The organism is Pseudomonas sp. IPO3774 (genome assembly GCF_013386835.1).
In the GTDB taxonomy this organism is placed as follows: domain Bacteria; phylum Pseudomonadota; class Gammaproteobacteria; order Pseudomonadales; family Pseudomonadaceae; genus Aquipseudomonas.
Genome location: NZ_JACAQY010000073.1, coordinates 1 through 19,204, shown reverse-complemented (window position 1 = coordinate 19,204; position 19,204 = coordinate 1). Strand labels below are relative to the sequence as shown.

Annotated in this window: 19 protein-coding genes; 10 read left to right on the top strand and 9 right to left on the bottom strand. The window is 63.5% G+C overall.

The window, feature by feature from the left end; all coding sequences use genetic code 11:
- Positions 1–27 precede the first annotated feature (27 nt).
- From HYE77_RS31685 to HYE77_RS31670, 4 genes are all read right to left on the bottom strand, one after another.
- Positions 28–987 (bottom strand): FecR domain-containing protein, encoded by a 960-nt coding sequence (locus tag HYE77_RS31685; protein ID WP_177040819.1) that lies wholly within the window; start codon positions 985–987, stop codon positions 28–30.
- Positions 974–1,489 carry a sigma-70 family RNA polymerase sigma factor gene (locus tag HYE77_RS31680; protein ID WP_102369583.1) on the bottom strand — a complete coding sequence of 172 codons (516 nt, stop codon included), beginning with the start codon at positions 1,487–1,489 and terminating at the stop codon, positions 974–976. The genes HYE77_RS31685 and HYE77_RS31680 overlap by 14 nt, the downstream gene beginning before the upstream one ends.
- Positions 1,490–1,618: 129 nt before the next feature.
- Positions 1,619–1,921 carry a DUF6124 family protein gene (locus tag HYE77_RS31675; RefSeq protein ID WP_003208197.1) on the bottom strand — a complete coding sequence of 101 codons (303 nt, stop codon included), beginning with the start codon at positions 1,919–1,921 and terminating at the stop codon, positions 1,619–1,621.
- 302 nt (positions 1,922–2,223) lie between these two features.
- On the bottom strand, positions 2,224–3,549 hold the full coding sequence (locus tag HYE77_RS31670) for a PLP-dependent aminotransferase family protein (RefSeq protein WP_008434545.1): 1,326 nt from the start codon (positions 3,547–3,549) through the stop codon (positions 2,224–2,226).
- A 94-nt stretch (positions 3,550–3,643) separates the two neighbouring features.
- On the opposite strand from HYE77_RS31670, the gene HYE77_RS31665 reads away from it, so the two are divergent.
- Positions 3,644–4,273 (top strand): LysE family translocator, encoded by a 630-nt coding sequence (locus HYE77_RS31665; protein ID WP_177070527.1) that lies wholly within the window; start codon positions 3,644–3,646, stop codon positions 4,271–4,273.
- 27 nt (positions 4,274–4,300) lie between these two features.
- Complete coding sequence (locus HYE77_RS31660; RefSeq protein ID WP_003208192.1) at positions 4,301–4,642, top strand: antibiotic biosynthesis monooxygenase; 342 nt, start codon at positions 4,301–4,303, stop codon at positions 4,640–4,642.
- Here HYE77_RS31660 and inhA read toward each other — a convergent pair.
- Positions 4,639–5,319, bottom strand: coding sequence for an isonitrile hydratase (inhA, locus tag HYE77_RS31655; RefSeq protein ID WP_177070526.1), 681 nt, complete (start codon positions 5,317–5,319; stop codon positions 4,639–4,641). The two genes, HYE77_RS31660 and inhA, sit on opposite strands and share 4 nt — an antisense overlap.
- Before the next feature lie 90 nt (positions 5,320–5,409).
- On the opposite strand from inhA, the gene HYE77_RS31650 reads away from it, so the two are divergent.
- The 3 genes from HYE77_RS31650 to HYE77_RS31640 all read left to right on the top strand — a co-directional run bounded on the left by HYE77_RS31650 (position 5,410) and on the right by HYE77_RS31640 (position 9,289).
- Positions 5,410–6,378, top strand: coding sequence for a GlxA family transcriptional regulator (locus tag HYE77_RS31650; protein WP_177070525.1), 969 nt, complete (start codon positions 5,410–5,412; stop codon positions 6,376–6,378).
- A 131-nt stretch (positions 6,379–6,509) separates the two neighbouring features.
- Positions 6,510–7,097 (top strand): biliverdin-producing heme oxygenase, encoded by a 588-nt coding sequence (locus HYE77_RS31645; RefSeq protein WP_087695343.1) that lies wholly within the window; start codon positions 6,510–6,512, stop codon positions 7,095–7,097.
- Positions 7,094–9,289 (top strand): ATP-binding protein, encoded by a 2,196-nt coding sequence (locus HYE77_RS31640; RefSeq protein ID WP_177070524.1) that lies wholly within the window; start codon positions 7,094–7,096, stop codon positions 9,287–9,289. Before HYE77_RS31645 ends, HYE77_RS31640 begins: the two co-directional genes overlap by 4 nt.
- On the opposite strand, the gene HYE77_RS31635 is transcribed toward HYE77_RS31640, so the two are convergent.
- Positions 9,267–10,175, bottom strand: coding sequence for an alpha/beta fold hydrolase (locus HYE77_RS31635; protein ID WP_177070518.1), 909 nt, complete (start codon positions 10,173–10,175; stop codon positions 9,267–9,269). The two genes, HYE77_RS31640 and HYE77_RS31635, sit on opposite strands and share 23 nt — an antisense overlap.
- 113 nt (positions 10,176–10,288) lie before the next feature.
- Between HYE77_RS31635 and HYE77_RS32795 the strand changes: the two genes are divergently transcribed.
- Positions 10,289–10,423 (top strand): hypothetical protein, encoded by a 135-nt coding sequence (locus tag HYE77_RS32795; RefSeq protein ID WP_256347623.1) that lies wholly within the window; start codon positions 10,289–10,291, stop codon positions 10,421–10,423.
- A gap of 208 nt (positions 10,424–10,631) precedes the next feature.
- On the opposite strand, the gene HYE77_RS31630 is transcribed toward HYE77_RS32795, so the two are convergent.
- The 3 genes from HYE77_RS31630 to HYE77_RS31620 form a co-directional block, all read right to left on the bottom strand.
- Positions 10,632–11,093, bottom strand: coding sequence for a cysteine hydrolase family protein (locus HYE77_RS31630; RefSeq protein ID WP_008434533.1), 462 nt, complete (start codon positions 11,091–11,093; stop codon positions 10,632–10,634).
- A 136-nt stretch (positions 11,094–11,229) separates the two neighbouring features.
- Complete coding sequence (locus HYE77_RS31625; protein ID WP_177070516.1) at positions 11,230–13,056, bottom strand: glycoside hydrolase family 15 protein; 1,827 nt, start codon at positions 13,054–13,056, stop codon at positions 11,230–11,232.
- On the bottom strand, positions 13,049–13,849 hold the full coding sequence (locus HYE77_RS31620) for an SDR family oxidoreductase (RefSeq protein ID WP_134327033.1): 801 nt from the start codon (positions 13,847–13,849) through the stop codon (positions 13,049–13,051). The genes HYE77_RS31625 and HYE77_RS31620 overlap by 8 nt, the downstream gene beginning before the upstream one ends.
- Before the next feature lie 161 nt (positions 13,850–14,010).
- Here HYE77_RS31620 and HYE77_RS31615 point away from each other — a divergent pair, with 161 nt between their 5' ends.
- The 4 genes from HYE77_RS31615 to HYE77_RS31600 all read left to right on the top strand — a co-directional run bounded on the left by HYE77_RS31615 (position 14,011) and on the right by HYE77_RS31600 (position 18,942).
- Positions 14,011–14,754 (top strand): helix-turn-helix domain-containing protein, encoded by a 744-nt coding sequence (locus HYE77_RS31615; protein ID WP_003208174.1) that lies wholly within the window; start codon positions 14,011–14,013, stop codon positions 14,752–14,754.
- Positions 14,755–14,868: 114 nt separating this feature from the next.
- Positions 14,869–16,317, top strand: a complete 1,449-nt coding sequence (locus tag HYE77_RS31610) for an efflux transporter outer membrane subunit (RefSeq protein WP_003208173.1) — start codon at positions 14,869–14,871, stop codon at positions 16,315–16,317.
- The gene (locus HYE77_RS31605) at positions 16,314–17,444 is read left to right on the top strand and encodes an HlyD family secretion protein (RefSeq protein ID WP_177070514.1); all 1,131 of its coding nucleotides are present in this window, start codon (positions 16,314–16,316) and stop codon (positions 17,442–17,444) included. The genes HYE77_RS31610 and HYE77_RS31605 overlap by 4 nt, the downstream gene beginning before the upstream one ends.
- Positions 17,434–18,942: an MDR family MFS transporter gene (locus tag HYE77_RS31600; protein ID WP_177070512.1), complete on the top strand. Its 1,509-nt coding sequence runs from the start codon at positions 17,434–17,436 to the stop codon at positions 18,940–18,942. The genes HYE77_RS31605 and HYE77_RS31600 overlap by 11 nt, the downstream gene beginning before the upstream one ends.
- Positions 18,943–19,204 lie beyond the last annotated feature (262 nt).

Here is a 19,204-nt window from a genome sequence, read left to right as displayed (position 1 = left end):
GAATTCACCTCATTTATTTTCGGAAGGTCATGCACGAGCTGCGACGGTCACCCAATAACGGCTGCGATAGGTGATGTTCACCGACAGTGCCTGTGCCACCAGGGTCAGGACCTGATCGGTATCGTCCAACTGGTAAGTCCCGGACACACGCAGGCCGGCGACCGCTTCGCTGCAGCGCACCAGCCCAGTGCGGTAACGGCTCAGCTCCGCGAGGAAATCGTCCAGACGCATGTTGTGAGCGCTGATCACACCGTCGCTCCAGGCCCAGGGATCCAGGCCCGTGGTGGCGGGTGGACGCAAGCCGTTTCGATCAAACAGCACCTGCTCGCCGGGCTGTATCACCCCACGTGCGCTGGCCTGATGGCTGTCGGCGAATACCGCGACGCTGCCTTTTTGCACGGCGAGCAAGGTGCCGTGGGGCTCCTCGCGCACCATGAACCGGGTGCCCAAGGCGCGCAGATAACCGTCGCGGGTTTGCACCCAGAAGGGCCGTGGCGCGCTACCGTCGGCGCCCATGTCGATCAGGATTTCACCCTGGCGCAACTGCACCAGACGCCTTTCGGTGTTGAAGACTGTGTCGATGGCGCTGGCACTGTTGAGCTGGATACGGCTGCCATCGTCGAGGGCGACCCAACGCCGCTCTCCGGTGGCGGTGCGGTAGTCGGCCAGCAGGCCGGGCAATGGCGTGTAGTCGCGGCCGAACCATGTCAGCCCTGCGGCACCGGCGAACAGCCCGAGCAACTTCAACCCTTCACGGCGGCTGATGCGTTGGCGGGCACCTTGCAAGGCATGGCGGCCGACCTGTGCAGGCAACTGCGCAAACTCGTCACTCATCGACGAGACCCGTTGCCAGGCCTGCTGGTGATCGCCACTGGTTTCAAGCCAGCGTTCGAAGGCAGCGGTGGTGGCGTCATCGGCAATATTGAACCGCAGCTTGATCATCCACTGGATCGCCTGGTCCACCAATGGCGGATTAGCCTTCGGCATAACGCAACCGATAACAGGCATGCAGTGCCTTGGCCAGGTCGCGCTCCACGGTGGCCTTGGACACCCCCAGGCGCAGGGCGATCTGTTGGCAGGTCAAGCCGTCCAGTTGCGCCAGCAAAAACGCTTCGCGCACCCGTGGCTTGAGTTGGTCCAGCAGGCGGTCGATGCGCTCCAGGCTGTCGAGGATCAGCAGGCGGGTTTCTTCCGACGGCACCTCGACTTGCGGGAAATGCGCGAGACTCTCCAGATAGGCACGCTCCAGTTCGCGGCGGCGATACTGGTCGATCATCAGGCTGCGGGCGATGCTGCTCAGGTAGGCCCGGGGTTGCAGCAAGGCTTGCTGCTTGCGCGCATTGAGCAGGCGCACGAAGGTTTCCTGCGCCAGGTCGGCGGCGTGCTCACGGCAGCCCGTACGCCGGCTCAACCAGCCGCGCAGCCAGGAATGATGGGCATGGTAGAGCTGGCCGATGGCGGCATGATCCAGTGGGTGGTCGCTCGACATGGGCATCCTGGCGCGGGCGTCTTAATTGATAACGGTTCGCATTCTATGCGTTGGCCAGAGGATTGGGCAATCGTTGCCGTGTGGATTTGGCCGGATGCACAAACCCACACAGGCTTGACGGGGTTGCGGCTAAGCCTTGCGCAGGTGCAAACACTCAATCGAGCGGTCGACGGTGGTCTTGGCAATTTCCAGCAAATGCCACACCGCCAGCAACTTTGCCCGCTCGGGGCTTTGCAGCAGTTCGCCGCAGTCGAGGGCGGTGGCCGAGGCGCTGCTGAGCAGGCTGGCAGTGTAGAGCAGGGAGTCTTCGAAGCTCAGGTCTTCGTTGACGGTATGGAAGCCCTGGGAGGGCAGGTAATGTTCGAGGGCGCGATTGAAGGCAGCGCGGTTTTTGAGCAGGTCGATGGGTGGGTCGGGGACGGGTTTATTCATGGTGTAACTCCTTTTCGGTTAAGGAGCCGACCCCTTCGCGACTAAACGTAGGGTGGCGGCTGTACGCAGGTTAGTCGACCGGCCGAAAAGGAAAAACCGGCGCACCCGAAGGTGCCCTGCGCACAGCCACCATAAAACCTCATGATGGGACATGCGCCTTTTCGGATCCGGGCGACTAAACCCGATCACTGATGAGCAGTGACGGGGCGAAGACTAGCCACCGGTTCCGGCAGGCACAAGGCCGAAAGATTGTCTCGGAAATGTCCCGCAAATCAAAGGGATTTACCCTGCTGGCCCTTTATTCATATCCGAATTGCCTCGCGAATTTTCCCCAAGGCTATTCTTAACGTCGCCAAATCAATCGACCCCAGCGCCACCCGCAACGCATGCGGCACATGGGCCGTACAGGCAAACGGCTCGGCACTGGTGACCCGCACACCCTGGCCCTCAAGCGCAGCCACCACTGCATCCGCCCGCAGACCTTCCGGCAACACCAGCCACAGGTAATACGACGCCGGATGCGCAATCACCTCACACCCTCGCAAGACCTCCCGGGCCAGCGCCTGGCGTTGGCGCGCATCCTGGCGCTTGTGCTCTTCCAGTGCATCCACTGCGCCGGATTCTATCCAGCGGCACGCCAGGTTCACCGTGAGCGTCGGCGTGCTCCAGGTCGAGACACGGATCGCTTGCTCCAGCGCCGGCACCCACGCCTTGGGCGCGACGATAAACCCCACCCGCAACCCCGACGCCACACTCTTCGAAAGGCCAGACACATACACCGTGCGCAGCGGCGCATAAGTAAACAACGGCTTCGGTGCGGGCTCGGCGAGAAAGGCGTAGGCGCCGTCTTCGATCAGTAGAAAATCGTAGCGTTCAGCCAACGCTGCAAGGCGCTCGCGGTCGGCTTCACCCATCACTGTGCCCAGCGGATTGTGCAACGTGGGCATGCAATAAAAAGCCCGCACCGGGCGCCGTTTGCACAAAGCCTCCAGCGCATCCAGATCCGTATGCCCAGCCGGTTGCGGCAGCGGCTCCAGGTCGATGCGCTGGGACTGGGCCAGGGTTTTCAACCCGGGATACGTCAGCGCATCCACCGCCAATACATCCCCCGGTTGCAGCAGCGCCATCAGGCTGACGGCGAGGCCTTGTTGCGCACCGTTGACGATCAGCACTTGCTCGCCACTCACGCGAATCTGCCGATTGCGCAGGTGCCGCGCGGCGGTCTGTCGTTCATGGGCGCGGCCACCTTGCGGCGCGGAATGCAGCAGCGCATCGAGGTCGCCCGAGGCGGCAATGGCACGCAAACCGTCGCGCAGCATCTCGGCCTGGCCCGGCAACGAGGGGTAGTTGAGGCTCAGGTCCACGGTGCCCGGTTGCAGCGGTTGTTGCACCAGGCCCATGCCCCGCAGCAACGTGGTGTCGCGCACAAACGTCCCGCGTCCCGGTTCACCCACCACCAGGCCGCTGGCCTCCAGTTCGCTGTACACCCGCAAGGCAGTGGCGAGGGCGATGCGATGGCTGTTCATCAGGCTACGCAGGGTCGGCAACTGGGTGCCCGGCGGCAACTGGCCGGCGCGAATCCGCGTGGCCAGTTCATCGACGATCAGTTTGTAGCGAACCTGAGCCATGGTGCGTTCCTGTGCAAAGTGTATCTAGATCAATTTTTTGTTTGTATCAGGTGGGCTGATTAATCTACAGGCTTTCCCGGTGGATGGCTTGAGCATGATCGACCTCGCAACCCTGGCTGTGTTCTCTGGCGCAGTCCTGCTGCTGTTGTTATCCCCGGGCCCGAACATGGCCTTCGTCATCAGCCACGGTGTGACCTATGGCTGGCGTGGCGGGCTGGCATCCGGGTTGGGCATCAGCGTGGCGGACCTGCTGCTCACGGCACTGACCGCAACCGGCGTGACCGCTCTGGTCGCCAGCTGGCCGCCGGCCTTCGACCTGATTCGCTACGCCGGGGTGTTGTACCTGCTGTGGCTGGTGTTCAAGACCCTGCAGAAAACGCCCGCCCTGGACACGGCCCACGTCAGCCGCGTGCCGCTGGGCCGGGTGTTTGTGCGGGCAATGCTTAACAGTTTGCTCAATCCCAAGGCGCTGCTGTTTTTCATGGTGTTCCTGCCGCAATTCGTCAGCCCCGAGGCGGGCCCCATCGCGCTGCAACTGGTGCAACTGGGGATCATCCTGACGCTGATCAGCGGTGTGTTTCATGCCGTGCTGGGGATTTTTGGCGGGGCGGTTAGCCGGTTTTTTGCCGGCAAACCGGGGAGCGCAGGCTTACAGAAATGGGGCCTGGCAACCGTGCTGATGGTGCTGGCCGTGCGCTTGGCATTGATGTCTCGCCCGACGTGAAACATCACTCATAAAAGGACGTTACCCATGTACATCGCAGCCTTTATCTACAAGCCCGGCGAACGGGATGACGAGTTCCAGCGCCTCACGAATCTGATCGACGCACTGGCAGCAAGGTTGCCGGGATACGTGGGGGCCGAGTCGTGGCGTTCGGCGGATGGCGGGTTGATCAACGCCAGTTATTACTGGCGTGACGAGGCCTCCATTCGCGCCTTTGCCAGCCACCCGACCCACCTGGAAGCCAAGCGCCTATACCGCCGCTGGTACGGCGGTTATCACGTGGTGATTTCCAAAGTGGAGCGGGCGTATGGGGACGGCACCATCGGGCATCTGGTGCCCGCCGACCGCCACGGACGGGCGAACGCTTAACCCAACTTGGCCGCCGCCCGTGCCACGATTTCACCCCGGGTCTTGCGCGACTCGGCGGTGCGCTTGCGGGCTTCTTCCAGTACATGCGACGGTGCGGTTTCCGGCCGGCCAGCATTGAGCGGCGGCGCCGGGGCGTACTCAATCTGCAACTGCACCAGTTGCGCTGCCGCCTCGCTGTACAGCTCGGCGGCCAGGGTCAGGGCAAAGTCGATCCCGGCGGTAATCCCGCCACCGGTCAACAGGTTGCCGTCACGCACCACGCGCTCCTGCACCGGGATCGCACCGAGCGGTGCGAGCAGGTCGTGGTAGGCCCAGTGAGTGGTCGCGCGACGCCCGCGCAGCAAGCCCGCGGCACCCAGCACCAGGGAGCCGGTGCACACCGATGTCACATAGCGCGCGGTCTGGGCCTGTGTCTTGAGAAACGCCAGGGTCTGCTCATCCTCCATCAATGCCCCGACGCCAGAACCGCCGGGCACGCAAATCACGTCCAGCGTCGGGCACTCGTCATAAGTGGTGCTGGGGGTAAATACCAAGCCGGTGCTGGAGGTGACCGGCGCGATGTCCTTCCACACCAGATGCAGCTTCACATCCGGCAGCGATCCCAACACGTCGTAGGGCCCGGTGAGGTCCAGTTGCTGGATGCCGGGGAACAACAAAAAGCCGATCTGCAAGGTCATGGGGACTGCTCCTGATAAAGGGATGGACGGCTTCACTCTAGTCACCTAGGCTTTGGCGCATACGCCATTGAGCCCACGAATTACGCCAACATGCCCAGAATCATCAACGTGCTCGCCTTTCCCAATGTGCAGGTGCTCGACGTCACCGGGCCCTTGCAAGTGTTTGCCTCGGCCAATGACCTGGCGCGCCAGCAGGGCTTGCCGTTGCCCTATGCGGTCAGTGTGATCGCCGCGCAGGCCGAGCCGGTGATGACCTCGGCGGGCCTGGCCCTGGTGGCCGAGCCACTGCCGCCTGCCGATGCTCCGTGCGACACACTGGTGATTGCCGGCGGCTGGGGGGTGTACGGTGCCGCCGAAGACCCGGCGCTGGTGGACTGGGTTCGGCAAAAAGCCACCCAGGCCCGACGCATGACTTCGGTGTGCACCGGCGCCTTTCTGCTGGCCGCCAGCGGTTTGCTCGACGGCTGCCGCGTGGTGACCCACTGGACGCGCTGCGAAGAACTCGCGCGCAAGTACCCACATCTGACGGTGGAGGCCAATCCGATTTTCATCCAGCAGGGCAACCTGTGGACCTCCGCCGGCGTGACCGCCGGTATCGACTTGTGCCTGGCGCTGGTGGAGGAGGACCTGGGTCGCGCCGTGGCCCTGGAAGTGGCGCGGCACCTGGTGGTGTTTCTCAAGCGCCCCGGTGGGCAATCGCAGTTCAGCGTGACGTTGTCCCTGCAAAAGGGCGGTAGCCGTTTTGCGGAGCTGCACGCCTGGATCGCCGAACACCTGACCCTCGATTTGAACGTTGCCACACTGGCCGCCCAGGCGGGCATGAGCGAGCGCAGCTTCGTGCGCCACTACCGCAGCGAGACCGGCCAGACCCCCGCGCGGGCGGTCGAGTTGATTCGCGTGGAGACCGCCCGCCGGCAACTGGCGGACAGCAGCGCGTCGATCAAGCGCATCGCCGTGCACTGCGGCTTTGGCTGCGAAGAAACCATGCGCCGCAGCTTCCTGCGAGCGGTATCGATCACGCCCCAGGCCTACCGTGAACGGTTTTCCTCACCCGGTTGAGGTCGAGCCTGTTTGAACGAATAGGTACGTTTTTGTATCAAGGTGCTATGTTACTCACAGTCCATTGCGCAGTGTCTTGATCCCAGGCCTCTACGTCGCGGTTTTGAACCTTCCCGGCGTGCGCACAGCTCATGAATTCACTACCTCCTGTCCTTGTCGAACTACGCGCGGCGACCGCTGCACTGCATCGACGTCTCGACACTCGGCTGCCTTTTTCCCGCATGGACCTGGCGCTGTACCGCGAGTTGATGAGCGCCTACTACGGCTTCTATCAGCCGCTGGAGCGCGCCCTGGCGCCGTGGGGCGAGATCATCCCGGACCTGGAGTGGGGGCGGCGCAGCAAAACTCCGTACTTGCAGGCGGATTTGCGGGCGCTGGGCCTGGAAAACCTGCAGATCGATGCCTTGCCGATATGTCCCGAACTGCCCGCCATCACCAACGTGGCCCAGGCCTTGGGCGCCCTCTATGTGCTGGAAGGCGCCACCCTCGGCGGCCAGGTGTTGCGCGACCTTATCGAGATCAAGATTGGCGTGGGCTCCACCAATGGCGGCGCGTTCATGAATGTGTACGGGGCCGAGACCAGCGCCCTGTGGCAGCGTTTTCTGGCGTGCCTTTACCCGCTGCGAACCGCGTACGAGCGCGTGGAGGCGGTGAAGGTCGCCGAGTCGACCTTCCTGTGTTTCGAGCAGTGGCTGGACCGCTGCGGGGTGCTGCGATGACCACGGTCGATACGCTGATCGACGATTGCGCCAGCGAGCCCATCCATATCCCCGGCTCGATCCAGCCTCACGGGTTGTTGTTGACGCTGAGCGAATCGGCGCTTGAGGTGCTGCAAGCCAGCAGCAACCTGAGCGTCGCGCTGGGCCTGGACGCGCAACGCCTGTCGGGCCAGGCGCTAGCCAGTGTGCTGGGCAGCGAAGCGGCAGTACAGGTGAGTCGTGCCCTGGCAGACCTGGACGCCTTTGAGGAGGACGTGCATCAACTGACGCTGGATGGCTACGCCTACGACATCCTGCTGCATCGTCATCAAGGCCTGCTGTTTCTCGAACTGGAGCGGAGCCTCACGCTTGAGCACAGCGCTGTGAAGCAGCTGTCCCGAACGCTGCGCCGCTTGCAGTCGGCCAAGACGCTCGACAGCTTGTACCAGATCAGCGTGACCGAGATTCGTAGCCTCACCGGTTATGACCGGGTCACCTTGTACCGCTTCGAGCAGGAAGGCCACGGCAAAGTGATTGGCGAGGCCCTCAGCGACGGCATGCAGCCGTACCTGGGATTATGTTTTCCCGCGTCGGACATCCCGCCCCAGGCACGCGAGCTGTACCGGCTGAACTGGATCCGCGCGATTCCCGACGCCGAGTACCAGCCGGTGCCGATCCTGCCGGCCCTGCGCCCCGACAACGGCCAGCCCCTGGACCTCAGCTTCGCCGTGTTGCGCAGCGTGTCCCCGGTGCACTGCCATTATTTGAAGAACATGGGCGTGCGTTCCTCCATGAGCATTTCGCTGCTCAAGGACGACCAGCTCTGGGGCCTGATCACCTGTGGTCACCGTGAGCCGTTGCGCGTGCCCCATGAACTGCGCACGGCGTGCACCAGCATCGGCCAGTTGTTGTCGATGCAGATCACGTTGCTCCAGGAGCAGCAGGAGCGCCGCCAACAACGTGACAAGGCCGCCATGGTCGAAGAGTTGGTCGCCGCCATGACCGCGGACCAGTGCGATGTGATGGAAAGCCTGTTGCCCTATGCGCAAACGCTGCTGAACCTGACCGCAGCCGGTGGCCTGGCGATACGGGTGGAAGAGCGCCTGCATGTGTTCGGCGTTTGCCCTGCACGTGCTGAAATCCACGCCTTGTACCAGTGGGTGCGCGGGCAGGGCAAAGGCGTGGTGCACAGCCATCAATTGTCGGTGGACTTTCCCCCGGCGGCGGCCTACCAGGCCCATGCCAGCGGCCTGTTGGCGTTCTGCCTGCCCAAGCCGGTGGACAACGCGGTGATGTGGTTTCGCCCGGAGGTGCAGTCCTCGGTGGAGTGGAGCGGCCAGCCGGTCAAACATCAGGAACCGGGCAACACGACCTTGAGCCCGCGCCTGTCGTTTGAGTTGTGGAAGCAGCAGGTCGACGGCAAGGCGCTGTATTGGTCGCTGTCGGAGCTACAGGCGGTGGAGAGCCTGCGGCGCAATGCCCTGGAGCATGACCTGGCGCGCCAGGTGCAACGCGAACATGCTGCGGTGCGGGCGCGTGACGAGCTGGTGGCGGTGGTCTCCCATGACCTGCGCAGCCCGCTGACCATCCTGCTGATGCAATGCGGCATGATGCGCAGCATGGTGCCCGCCGAGGACAACAAGGCGAACCGGCGCCTCTCCACCGCGATTGAAACCATGCAAAACGCCACCGCCCGCATGAACACGCTGCTGGAAGACCTGATCGATATTTCGCGCATCGAGGCCGGGCGCTACAGCGTTTCGCTGCAACGGCTCGATGTGGCGGCAACCCTGGACCAGATCTGTTCGATGTGGCAACCGCTGGCGGCTGCCAAGGGTTTGGACCTGACTTGGCGCTCAGTGGACGGGCTGAGTGCCCAGGCCGACCCGGAGCGCTTGTTCCAGGTGTTTTCCAACCTGCTGGGCAACGCCCTGAAATTCACCCCGGTGGGCGGAGTGATCGAGGTGATTGCCGAGGCGGCGGGGGACGAAGTGCTGTTTCGGGTATGCGACAACGGCATCGGCATCGACCCGGCGCAACTGCCGTATATTTTCGACCGCTACTGGACCTCACGCGAGGGCAACCCCACCGGCAGCGGGCTGGGGTTGTACATCTCCCACGGCATCGTCGAAGCCCACGGCGGCACCCTGTGGGCTGAAAGCGTGGTGGGGCAGGGCAGCGTGTTCAGCTTCAGGATTTCGGCTGGGGGCTGAGGCTCAGCAGCTCGAAAATCGCCTCAAGGGTTGCCTGGGGCGCCTCCTGGGGAATGTTGTGGCCCACGCCGGCCAACACCTCGCGCCGATAAAACCCGCTGAAATTTTCCAGGTCGTCATCTTCGACCGGAGCCGGACCTACGCCGTCATCAGCGCCGCACAACGAGATGCTCGGTACTGAAATCGGCGGTGGCTGCACCAGGGCCTGCTCGATGCTTTCCAGCGCCGGATCACCCGGCGCGTACATGAAGCGGTGCCGGTAGGAATGGACCACCACCTCGACAAAATCCGGGTTATCAAACGAGGGCGCTGTCTTGCCATACAGGCTCGGCCCTTCGGCCCAGGACGGCGACCAGAGCGCCCACAGTAACTGGCAGAACTCGAGACGATTGGCGGTCAAGCCGTCGACGCCGCGCTGGGTATGAAGGTAAAACTGATACCACAGCCGATGTTCTGTTTCCGGCGCCCGAGGCTTGGTCGACGCAGCGATATCCTGAATGTTGTAGCCATCGCCCGTCACCAGGCCGCGCACCCGTTCAGGCCAAAGCGCCGCAACGATACACGCCGCGCGTCCGCCCCAGTCATAGCCCACCAGCGTGGCTTTTTCGATGGACAGGGCATCCATGAAATCCAGCAAATCCTTGGCCAGCGCTGCTTGTTGGCCGGAGCGCATCACCTGATCGTTGATAAAGCGCGTCGGGCCATAGCCGCGCAGGTATGGCACCAATACCCGGTAGCCACGTGCGGCGACCACCGGGGCGATCTCGTCATAGCCACGAGGGTCGTAGGGGAAGCCATGCAGCAGGATCACCACCTCACCGCCTTCCGGGCCATGGGTTTCGTAAGCGATATCGAGCATGGGCGTGCGGATGTGAAGGGTAGGCATGGAGGCTCCGAGGGTGGAGGGAAAGTGTTGGAACTGTAGACCAAGCGGGTTACCGAGTGTGGTTCGAAAGGCTGCAATTGCTTGACTTGTCTAGACCGGCCTGGCGCAAGCCGATGCAATTACCCCAAGGGTCGCGCACCTGGCACATCCACTCGCCGCCCTCGACTTCCATTGGCCCGCGATACAACGTGGCGCCTAACGTGACTGATGTTTCCGTCGGCGACCTGGCTGGCAGTGACGCCGAGTAATGCGTCGGCAGAGCGCCGATCAATACGAGCCTTGTGGTAACGATGATGTTTGCCAAATAACCTGTGGCGAGGGAGCTTGCTCCCGTTGGGCTGCGCAGCAGCCCCAGGTTTTGTTGACTGTGTTCTTTTAGTTAGATGGCGTTGAGCTTTTTAGGGCCGCTTCGCGCCCCAGCGGGAGCAAGCTCCCTCGCCACAGTGAGGGGCTGACTTAAATCTCTGCGTGGGTGATGACGTGTTTAAAGTGATGCCGCCACAAATCCGCGCCCAGTTTCCCCGAGCGATCCAGCGATGAACCCACAGTCAAATCGCTGATCAGCGTGGGCTGTAATCCGGCATCAAACAACGCAAACCCAGCCGCCAGCACACAGGTGTCAGTCTGGATGCCACACACCAACACCCGGTCTGGCGCGAGGCTTTTCAGGTGGCTGATGGTCTCGGGCGTGGGCGCATAGCCGTGTTTGATGAAGATATGGTCAGCGGCGATCAGGCTGTCGTCGTCGGGCGCCGGTTGCCAGCCGAGTTGGCGAGCGAAGGGGGTTATGTTTTCGTCGTGGCGCTCTACGGTGGCCACTGACGGCATGCGACCCAGCAGGGCGTTGATGCCGATTACCAGCCAGTCGGGCGGGGCGAAGGAGGGTTGTACATCGATGATCAGTAGGACTTGGCGCATTGGCATCCTGGTATAGATCGAAGGACCATGCATTGTGCACCGGGTACACCTCGTCTCCAAGTCTGGCGCGGTCATGTGGGAGCAGGCAAGCCAGCTCCCACAAGGTTACTCAATCGCCTTCAGATTGTGCTCGGGCTCAAGGCTGCCAAACCGTCTTCACCCCACTCAACTTCCGGTCCAGGAACGTTGCCGCGCTGATCAGCGCCAAATGGCTCAACGCCTGCGGTGTATTGCCCAAATGCCGTGCCTGGTTATCAAATTCTTCGGCATACAACCCCAGCGGGTTGGCATAGCGCAGCAACTGTTCAAACTCCAGATGCGCCTTCTCCACTTGCCCGGCTCGGGCCAGGCATTCCACGTACCAGAACGAGCACGCTGCAAACGCGCCCTCGGTACCTTGTAGCCCATCAATCTGGCTGTCGTCGTTGCGGTAGCGGTAGACCATGCCGTCACGCACCAGGCTTTTCTGGATCGCCTCCAGTGTCGACAACCAGCGCGGGTCTGTCGCCGCAACGAAGCGCACCAGTGGCATCAACAGCATCGAGCCATCCAGCGCGGTGCTGCCGATATGCTGCACGAAGTGGCCGCGTTCTTCGTTCCAGAAGTTGCTCCAGATATCGGCATAAATCGCCTGGCGAGTCTGGTCCCAACGGGCAAACGGCGCCGGCAGCGAGCGCTTGGACGCCAGTCGAATCGCCCGGTCCAGGGCCACCCAGCACATCAGCCTTGAGTGCAGGAAGTGATGCTGCTCACCGCGCATTTCCCAGATGCCGACGTCTTTGTGGTTCCAGGTTTCGCAGACCTGGTCGGCTACTTCCACCGTGTGTTTCCAGCCCTCGTGGGAGATGGCCTCACCGTATTTGTTGACCAGGTATACCGCGTCCATCAACTCGCCGTAGATATCCAGTTGCACCTGGTCGTACGCCTCGTTGCCGATGCGCACCGGTTGCGCGCCGCCGTGGCCGCTGAGGTGGCTCAGCTCGGTTTCCGGCAGTTCCTGGCGGCCGTCGATGCCGTACAGGATGTTGATTTTCATCGGCTGATCGCAGCAGTCACCCACCCGGCCTTTCAACCAGCGCATGTAGCCGTTGGCTTCCTCGATAAATCCCAGGCGCATGAACGCGTAGACGGTGAACGAGGCGTCGCGGATCCAGGTGTAGCGGTAGTCCCAGTTGCGCTCGCCGCCGGGTGTTTCCGGCAGGCCGAAGGTGGCGGCGGCGAGGATTGCACCGTGTTTGCGCGAGGTCAAAAGCTTCAAGGCCAGGGCCGAACGATTGACCATCTCGCGCCAGCGCCCACGGTAGTTGGATTGGGAAATCCAGCCGCGCCAGAACTTCAGGGTGCGCTCCAGGCACAGGTCGGTGCAGTCGTTTTTGACTCGGAGATCGTCCAGCCCGCCGAGGACAAACTCGGCGCCTTCTTCCTGGCCGAGTTCAAAGGATGCTACGGCAGCGTCGCCATCCAGCTGCAGGGGGTGGCTGCTGGTCAGACGCAGGCCGGGTTGGTCTGCGGCCTCAAACAACACGTCGCCATTATCTTGAGTGGCCCGGGTCTGGGCGCGGGCGTAGTCATGACGCACTGCGCAGCGCATATGGATGCTCGCCTTGCCGCTGACCACCCGCACCCGGCGAATCAGGATCGGCAGGTCGTCGACTTCTTCGCTGACGGTCAAGAAATCGGTAATTTCCACCACCGCATCATTACTCAACCAGCGGGTTTGCAGCACGTTGGTGTCCGGCAGGTAAATCTGCTCGCGGCGGGCGTCGGGCAGGTCCGGCGTGAGCTGGAAGATCCCGGCGGCGGGGGAGTCCAGCAATGAGCAAAAGATGGACGGGCTGTCGAACTCCGGCCAGCAGAAAAAATCGATGCTGCCTTTGTCGTTCACCAGCGCTGCACTGCGCATGTCGCCGATGATGCCGTGGGCATCAATGGCACTTTGTGGTTCGTTTTTCAGATCAACCATTGCCACGAAACTCCGGATAAAGGCTCATGCCGCCATCAATGAACAGGGTGCTGCCCACCACGTAGTCGGAGGCATCACTGGCCAGCCACACCACCGCGTTGGCCACGTCTTCGACGTCACCCACGCGGCCATAGGGAATCAACTTGAGCAGTTCCACTTCGGCCGCGCCTTCGGTGGCGGCGCGGTTGATGGCCGTGCGGATCGCTCCCGGCGCAACGCCGTTGATGCGGATGCGCTGCTGGCTGACTTCCTGGGCCAGGGTGCGCATCAGCATTTCCACGCCGCCCTTGGACGCGGCGTAGTTCACGTGCCCGGCCCAGGGAATCACCTGGTGCACCGAACTCATGTGGATAATCTTCCCGGCAGCCCGGGAAACACCTTCGCGGATGCCCTGGCGGTTGAAGATGCGCAACGCGGCGCGGGCGCAGAGGAACTGGCCGGTGAGGTTGACGCCGATCACGGTGTTCCAGTCGTCGAGGGTCATGTCCACGGCAGCGGCGTCTTTCTGCATGCCCGAGTTGGCCACCAGGATGTCCAGGTGCCCGAAGGCATCAAGGGTCTGGGCAAACAGGCGCTCCACATCGACCTCTTTCGACACGTCGGCGCCAATCGCAATGGCCCGGCCGCCGTTGGCGTTGATCTGCGCCGCCAGTGCTTCAGCGGGCGCCGCCTGGGCGTTGTAGTTCAGTACCACGGCGGCTCCGGCCTCGGCCAGGGCCTTGGCGGCCCCCGCGCCGATTCCGGAACTGGCGCCAGTCACCAGCGCCACTTGTTGCTCCAACGAAATGCGCATTGCCCACCCAACCTTTTTCAGAGTGCCCAACTAGCTGACTGGCGGGGCGGCCCACAAGTTCACCGGCTGTCTGGAATGCGACGATGGCTGTCTATATCTATCGTTTCTGCCACAGGACTTTTCGCTAGAATCGACGCTTGATTGATGCGAGACCTCAGCCGATGAACAGCCCACCCCGCCCGTGGCTTGAAGCCTACGCCGACAACTACCGCAACGATGACGTGGTGCATCCCCATTGCCACGCCCAGGCGCAATTGATCCACGGCGTGTCCGGGGTGATGGTGGTCAGCACCGCCCAGGGCAGTTGGCTGGTGCCGTCCGGGCATGCGCTGTGGGTGCCGGCCGGCACCCCGCATGAGATCCGCATGGCCGGCGAAGTGCATATGCGCACGCTGTTCCTCATGCCCGAGGCCGAGCCGGGGCTGGGGCGCACCTGCCAGGTGATTGAAGTGTCGGCATTGCTGCGGGAGCTGATCGTCGCCGCCACGCAGATTGCCGGGCACCACAGCCCGCGTCTGCAGGCCATGATCGAGTTGATCCGCATGGAACTGCTCGCCGCGCCGGTGGTGGCGATGCACGTGCCGGTGCCCGGCGAAGCACGGCTGGCCAGGCTGTGCACGCATTTCATCCGCAACCCTTCTGACGACAGCAGCCTGGAATCCTGGGCCGACAGCCTGAACATGAGCGCCCGCACCCTGAGCCGGGTGTTCCAGCGGGAGTTGGGCATGAGTTTCGGTGAATGGCGCAAGCGTGCGCGGTTGGCCCTGAGCTTGAAGTTGCTGGCCCAGGGCGTGTCGATCCTGGAGGTGGCGCTGGAGCATGGTTACCAGAGCCCGAGTGCGTTCAGTGCGATGTTTCGCAAGTCGCTGGGTTATCCGCCAAGTCATTTTCGGCCCGGAGTTTAGTGTTGCGTCAGGTAACGCTATTGTCCGTTTAGCGACGATACATGGCCCTGACGCGGGCGAATCGGACAGGCCATCTGCCTAATCTGCAAGGCTCCTTCTTGAGCGAGCCTTGTGATGCACAGCCCTTCTTTTCACCCATGGATGCCCATCGCCCTGTTGAGTGTGCTGGCCGGGTGCACTGGTGTGCCCGGTCAACCGTCGACCGTCACGGCGCAGCCTGCACCGCGGCTCTCCGCCGAGTCGGCCGAGGCGTTGCCCGCCCGTTGGTGGCAGCTGTACCGCGACCCGCAACTGGACGCCCTGGTGGCGCGGGCCCTGCACCAGAACAAAGACCTCGAAGCCGCCGCCGCCCATGTCGATGCGTTGCTGGCGCAGCTGGAACAGGCAGACGGCGAGCGCCTGCCGTCGACTTCCCTGGACTATGGCCTGGCCTACGGTCGCAGCCGCGATGACCAGACGCTGGCCCAGGCGACTAACCGTCATGCCGGTGCCGAATGGAGCCACACCCCTGAGTTTTCCCTGAGCTACACCCTCGATTTGTGGGGCGAGGTGCGTTATCGCATCGCTGCGGCACGGGCGGATGCCCAGGTGGCGCGGGCGCTGGAGGATGAGCTGCGGGTGACGGTGGCCGCGCAGACGGCCCGCGCCTATGCCCAGGCCTGCGTCTATGGTGTGCGCGAACAGGTGCAGGCGCACTCGGTGCAGCTGCTGGAGCAGAGCGTCGCGGTCACGCAGAAGCTGCAAAAGGCCGGCGCGGCCACGCAACTCGACCTGGCGCGCCTGCAAGGGTTGCTGGAAGAAACCCGGGCACCGTTGCCGATGTTCACGGCCCGGCGCAGCAGCGCGCTGTATGAGTTGGCCGTGCTCAGCGGGTTGCCGCCGGAGCAGGTCACGCCACGCAGCTGTACCCAGGCCCCGCAGTTGCAGGCGCCTTTGCCGGTGGGCGAGGGTTGGGCACTGCTGCAACGGCGGCCGGACATCCGCCGCGCCGAAGGGCAATTGCGCGCAGCCACCTTGACGGTGGGCCTGTCCCGCGCCGAGCTTTACCCGCGGATCACCTTCGGCGCGATGCTCGGTTCGTCCGCCAGCAGCCTGGGCAAACTCGGGGACCGCTACGCCACGGTGTATTCCGTCGGGCCGCTGGTGTCCTGGCGCTTTCCCAACCGGCAGGTCGCCCAGGCGCGGGTCAGGCAGAGCCAGGCCGAAGCGCGCCAGGCCCTGGCACGGTTTGACGGTACGGTGCTCAACGCACTGAAGCAGGTGGAGCAGGCCATGGCCCTGTACCAGGGCGAACAGCAGCGTGGGCAGGCCCTGGCCGCCGCCCTGGACAACAACCGCCGCGCCTTCGACCTGGCCTCCCGCGGCTACCATTCCGGCGCGCTGGATGCCCTGCAACTGCTGGACAGCGAACGCAGCCTGGTGGGCCTTGAAGCCCGCGTGGCCGAGTCCGACCTGCGCTTGATCAACCGCCAGATCGACCTGTTCCAGGCCCTCGGTGGCGGCTGGCAGCGTGACGATCCAACCGCCCCCTTATCTGTCGCTGTCAATGGAGCCAAACCATGAACCAGGCTGTTGAACCCATTCGCCTGACCGTTATGCAACGTCATCGTCGCGCCCTGGTGACCACGGCTTCCCTCGCGACGCTGGTGGGGCTGGCAACCTTTGCCGGGTACTGGTGGCAATGGGGGCGTTTTCTTGAAGAAACCGACGATGCCTATGTGCGCGCTGATTGGGTCGCTATCAGCCCGCGCATTGCCGGGTATGTAGCCCAGGTGCTGGTGGACGATAACCAGCCGGTCAAGGCCGGGGATGTGCTGGTGCGTATCGATGAGCGGGATTTCACCGAGCGTCTGAACAGCGCCCAGGCGCAACTGCAACAGGCGCAAGCAGCAGCGAGCGCACAGCAGGCATCGGTGCAAACCCTCGACGCGCAAATGGGCGAGCAACAGCAACGCATCGCCCAGGCCCGGGCGGAACTGAGCAGTGGCGAGGCCGAAGCCCGGCGCGCGCGGCTCGATTACCAGCGTTATCGTGAACTGGTCGCGCAACAGGTGGCCAGCGCCCAGCACCTGGAAACCGTCAGCGCCAGCCAGGCCAAGGCCCAGGCGGCCCTGGCCCAGGCCAGCGCCCAGGTCGCGCGGCAGCAGGCGCAGTTGCAGGTCTTGCAGGCACGCCGGCAACAGGCGCAGGCGCAAATCGTCGAGCATCAGGCACGCATCGGCGAGGCCCAGGCCAACCTCGCGCTGGCCCGCAATGCGTTGAAGGACACCGAGATCCGCGCGCCTTTTGACGGCGTGGTGGGCCAGCGCAAGGTCCGGCGCCAGCAATACGTGATGCCCGGCCTGCCGCTGTTAGCGGTGGTGCCGGTGGAGCAGGCCTATGTGATTGCCAACTACAAGGAAACCCAGTTGCAGCACATGGCGCCGGGGCAGTCGGTGGAAATCGCGGTGGACAGTTTTGCCGGCGCACATTGGCACGGCAAAGTGGAAAGCATCGCCCCCGGCTCCGGTGCGGTGTTCGCGCTGTTGCCGCCGGACAACGCCACCGGCAACTTCACCAAGATCGTCCAGCGGTTTCCGGTAAAGATTCGCCTGGAACCCGGTGAGTCGCGGGTACTGCCGGGCATGTCGGTGATTGCCACGGTTGATACCCGCCCTGCCGCCAGCCAGGAGCACGTCCATGGAGGCTGAAGGGCGTGTGCCGTTTCGCGCCTGGGTCGCGGTGATCGGCGGGCTGTTCGGCTGCTTCATGGCCGGGATGAACGTGCACGTCACCAGCGCCGCACTGCCGGAAATCGAAGGTGCACTGGGCGCGACGTTTGAGGAGGGTTCGTGGATTTCCACCGCTTACCTGGTGGCGGAGATCATCATGATTCCCCTCACCGCGTGGCTGGTGCAGGTGTTTTCCCTGCGCCGGGTGATGCTGTGGGGCTCGGGGATATTCCTGGTGGCCTCGGTGGCGTGTTCGCTGTCGCCCAACCTGCAAGTGATGATCCTGATCCGGGTGGTGCAGGGCGCGGCCGGGGCGGTGCTGATTCCCTTGTCATTCCAACTGATCATCACCGAGCTGCCGCCCAGCAAGATCCCGCTGGGCATGGCCTTGTTCAGCCTGGCCAACAGTGTGGCCCAGGCCGCCGGGCCGTCGATTGGCGGCTGGCTGACCGATGCGTATTCCTGGCGCTGGATCTTCTACCTGCAACTGTTCCCGGGGATCGCGTTGCTGGCGGCGGTGGCCTGGTCCATTGACCGCCAGCCGATGCAGCTGCGCCTGCTGCGCCAGGGCGACTGGCTGGGTATCGGCTGCATGGTGCTGGGCCTGGGTGCGTTGCAGATCGTGCTGGAGGAGGGCGGGCGCAAGGACTGGTTCGGCTCGCCCTTTATCGTGTGGATGACACTGCTGGCGGTGGTGGGCCTGATCGGCTTCGTTGCCCGGCAATTATGGGGCGCGCACGCCTTTATCAACCTGCGACTGTTGGGCCACTACAACTTTGGGGTGGCCAGCGTGGCGATGTTTATCTTCGGCGCCAGTACCTATGGCCTGGTGTTCCTGGTGCCCAACTACCTGTCGCAATTGCAGCACTACAACGCCAGCGAAATTGGCGTGAGCCTGATCGCGTATGGTCTGGTGCAACTGATCATGGCGCCGTTTTTGCCGCGCCTGATGAAGTGGGTCAGCGCCAAAATGCTGGTGGCCTCGGGGTTCGCGATCATGGCTTTGGGCTGCTGGATGGGTGCGCACTTGTCGGCGGACAGCGCCAGCAATGTGATCGTGCCCTCGATCGTGGTGCGCGGCATGGGCCAGCCGCTGATCATGGTGGCGTTGTCGGTGCTGGCGGTGCACGGCCTGGCCAAGGCGCAGGCGGGGTCGGCGTCGGCGGTGTTCTCGATGCTGCGCAACCTGGGGGGCGCGGTTGGCACGGCGCTGCTGGCGCAATTGGTGGTGGTGCGCGAGCGGGTGCATTCGGCGCGGATCGGGGAGGCGGTGACGCTGTTTGACCCGGTGCTGCAACAGCGCTTGCCTGGCGGGGTGCTGCAGGAGCAGTTGCCGGAGCATCAGGTGGTGTTGGACCTGCTGGATCAGAGTGTGCGCCATCAGGCGTTTTTGATGGCCTACAGTGATGCGTTCTTTCTGGCGTGTGTGGCGTTGGCAGCGTGTGCGGTGGCGGCGTTGATGTTGCGGCGGATCTAGGGGCAGTGCTGTGGGGGATTCAAGTTAGCGCAATGGTTCAGGTGTGTTTTTTATGGTTTTGGGGGGCTGGGTACATATCCGTTATTTGGGTGATGGCCGCTTATGGTTCCGCTCTTACAGCGGCTCACTTTTGAAAAGCGCAAAAGTAAGCAAAACGCTCTTGCCCCACCACTCGGCTCCTCGCCTAGGCTCGGAGTGCCCTCACTCCGGCTTTGGACCGTGGGCCGCCGTCATGGGCCATCCCTGGCCCAGGACGGCTAAC

What these genes read in the sequence shown, in the direction of transcription:
- HYE77_RS31620 (WP_134327033.1), bottom strand. Translation starts at nt 13,849, where the DNA reads ATGCGCATTTCGTTGGAGCAACAAGTGGCGCTGGTGACTGGCGCCAGT.
- HYE77_RS31660 (WP_003208192.1), top strand. Translation starts at nt 4,301, where the DNA reads ATGTACATCGCAGCCTTTATCTACAAGCCCGGCGAACGGGATGACGAG.
- HYE77_RS31635 (WP_177070518.1), bottom strand. Translation starts at nt 10,175, where the DNA reads ATGCCTACCCTTCACATCCGCACGCCCATGCTCGATATCGCTTACGAA.
- HYE77_RS31615 (WP_003208174.1), top strand. Translation starts at nt 14,011, where the DNA reads ATGAACAGCCCACCCCGCCCGTGGCTTGAAGCCTACGCCGACAACTAC.
- HYE77_RS31685 (WP_177040819.1), bottom strand. Translation starts at nt 987, where the DNA reads ATGCCGAAGGCTAATCCGCCATTGGTGGACCAGGCGATCCAGTGGATG.
- HYE77_RS31625 (WP_177070516.1), bottom strand. Translation starts at nt 13,056, where the DNA reads ATGGTTGATCTGAAAAACGAACCACAAAGTGCCATTGATGCCCACGGC.
- HYE77_RS31600 (WP_177070512.1), top strand. Translation starts at nt 17,434, where the DNA reads ATGGAGGCTGAAGGGCGTGTGCCGTTTCGCGCCTGGGTCGCGGTGATC.
- HYE77_RS31650 (WP_177070525.1), top strand. Translation starts at nt 5,410, where the DNA reads ATGCCCAGAATCATCAACGTGCTCGCCTTTCCCAATGTGCAGGTGCTC.
- HYE77_RS31605 (WP_177070514.1), top strand. Translation starts at nt 16,314, where the DNA reads ATGAACCAGGCTGTTGAACCCATTCGCCTGACCGTTATGCAACGTCAT.
- HYE77_RS31610 (WP_003208173.1), top strand. Translation starts at nt 14,869, where the DNA reads ATGCACAGCCCTTCTTTTCACCCATGGATGCCCATCGCCCTGTTGAGT.
- HYE77_RS31670 (WP_008434545.1), bottom strand. Translation starts at nt 3,549, where the DNA reads ATGGCTCAGGTTCGCTACAAACTGATCGTCGATGAACTGGCCACGCGG.
- HYE77_RS31640 (WP_177070524.1), top strand. Translation starts at nt 7,094, where the DNA reads ATGACCACGGTCGATACGCTGATCGACGATTGCGCCAGCGAGCCCATC.
- HYE77_RS31680 (WP_102369583.1), bottom strand. Translation starts at nt 1,489, where the DNA reads ATGTCGAGCGACCACCCACTGGATCATGCCGCCATCGGCCAGCTCTAC.
- inhA (WP_177070526.1), bottom strand. Translation starts at nt 5,319, where the DNA reads ATGACCTTGCAGATCGGCTTTTTGTTGTTCCCCGGCATCCAGCAACTG.
- HYE77_RS31645 (WP_087695343.1), top strand. Translation starts at nt 6,510, where the DNA reads ATGAATTCACTACCTCCTGTCCTTGTCGAACTACGCGCGGCGACCGCT.
- HYE77_RS31665 (WP_177070527.1), top strand. Translation starts at nt 3,644, where the DNA reads ATGATCGACCTCGCAACCCTGGCTGTGTTCTCTGGCGCAGTCCTGCTG.
- HYE77_RS32795 (WP_256347623.1), top strand. Translation starts at nt 10,289, where the DNA reads ATGCAATTACCCCAAGGGTCGCGCACCTGGCACATCCACTCGCCGCCC.
- HYE77_RS31675 (WP_003208197.1), bottom strand. Translation starts at nt 1,921, where the DNA reads ATGAATAAACCCGTCCCCGACCCACCCATCGACCTGCTCAAAAACCGC.
- HYE77_RS31630 (WP_008434533.1), bottom strand. Translation starts at nt 11,093, where the DNA reads ATGCGCCAAGTCCTACTGATCATCGATGTACAACCCTCCTTCGCCCCG.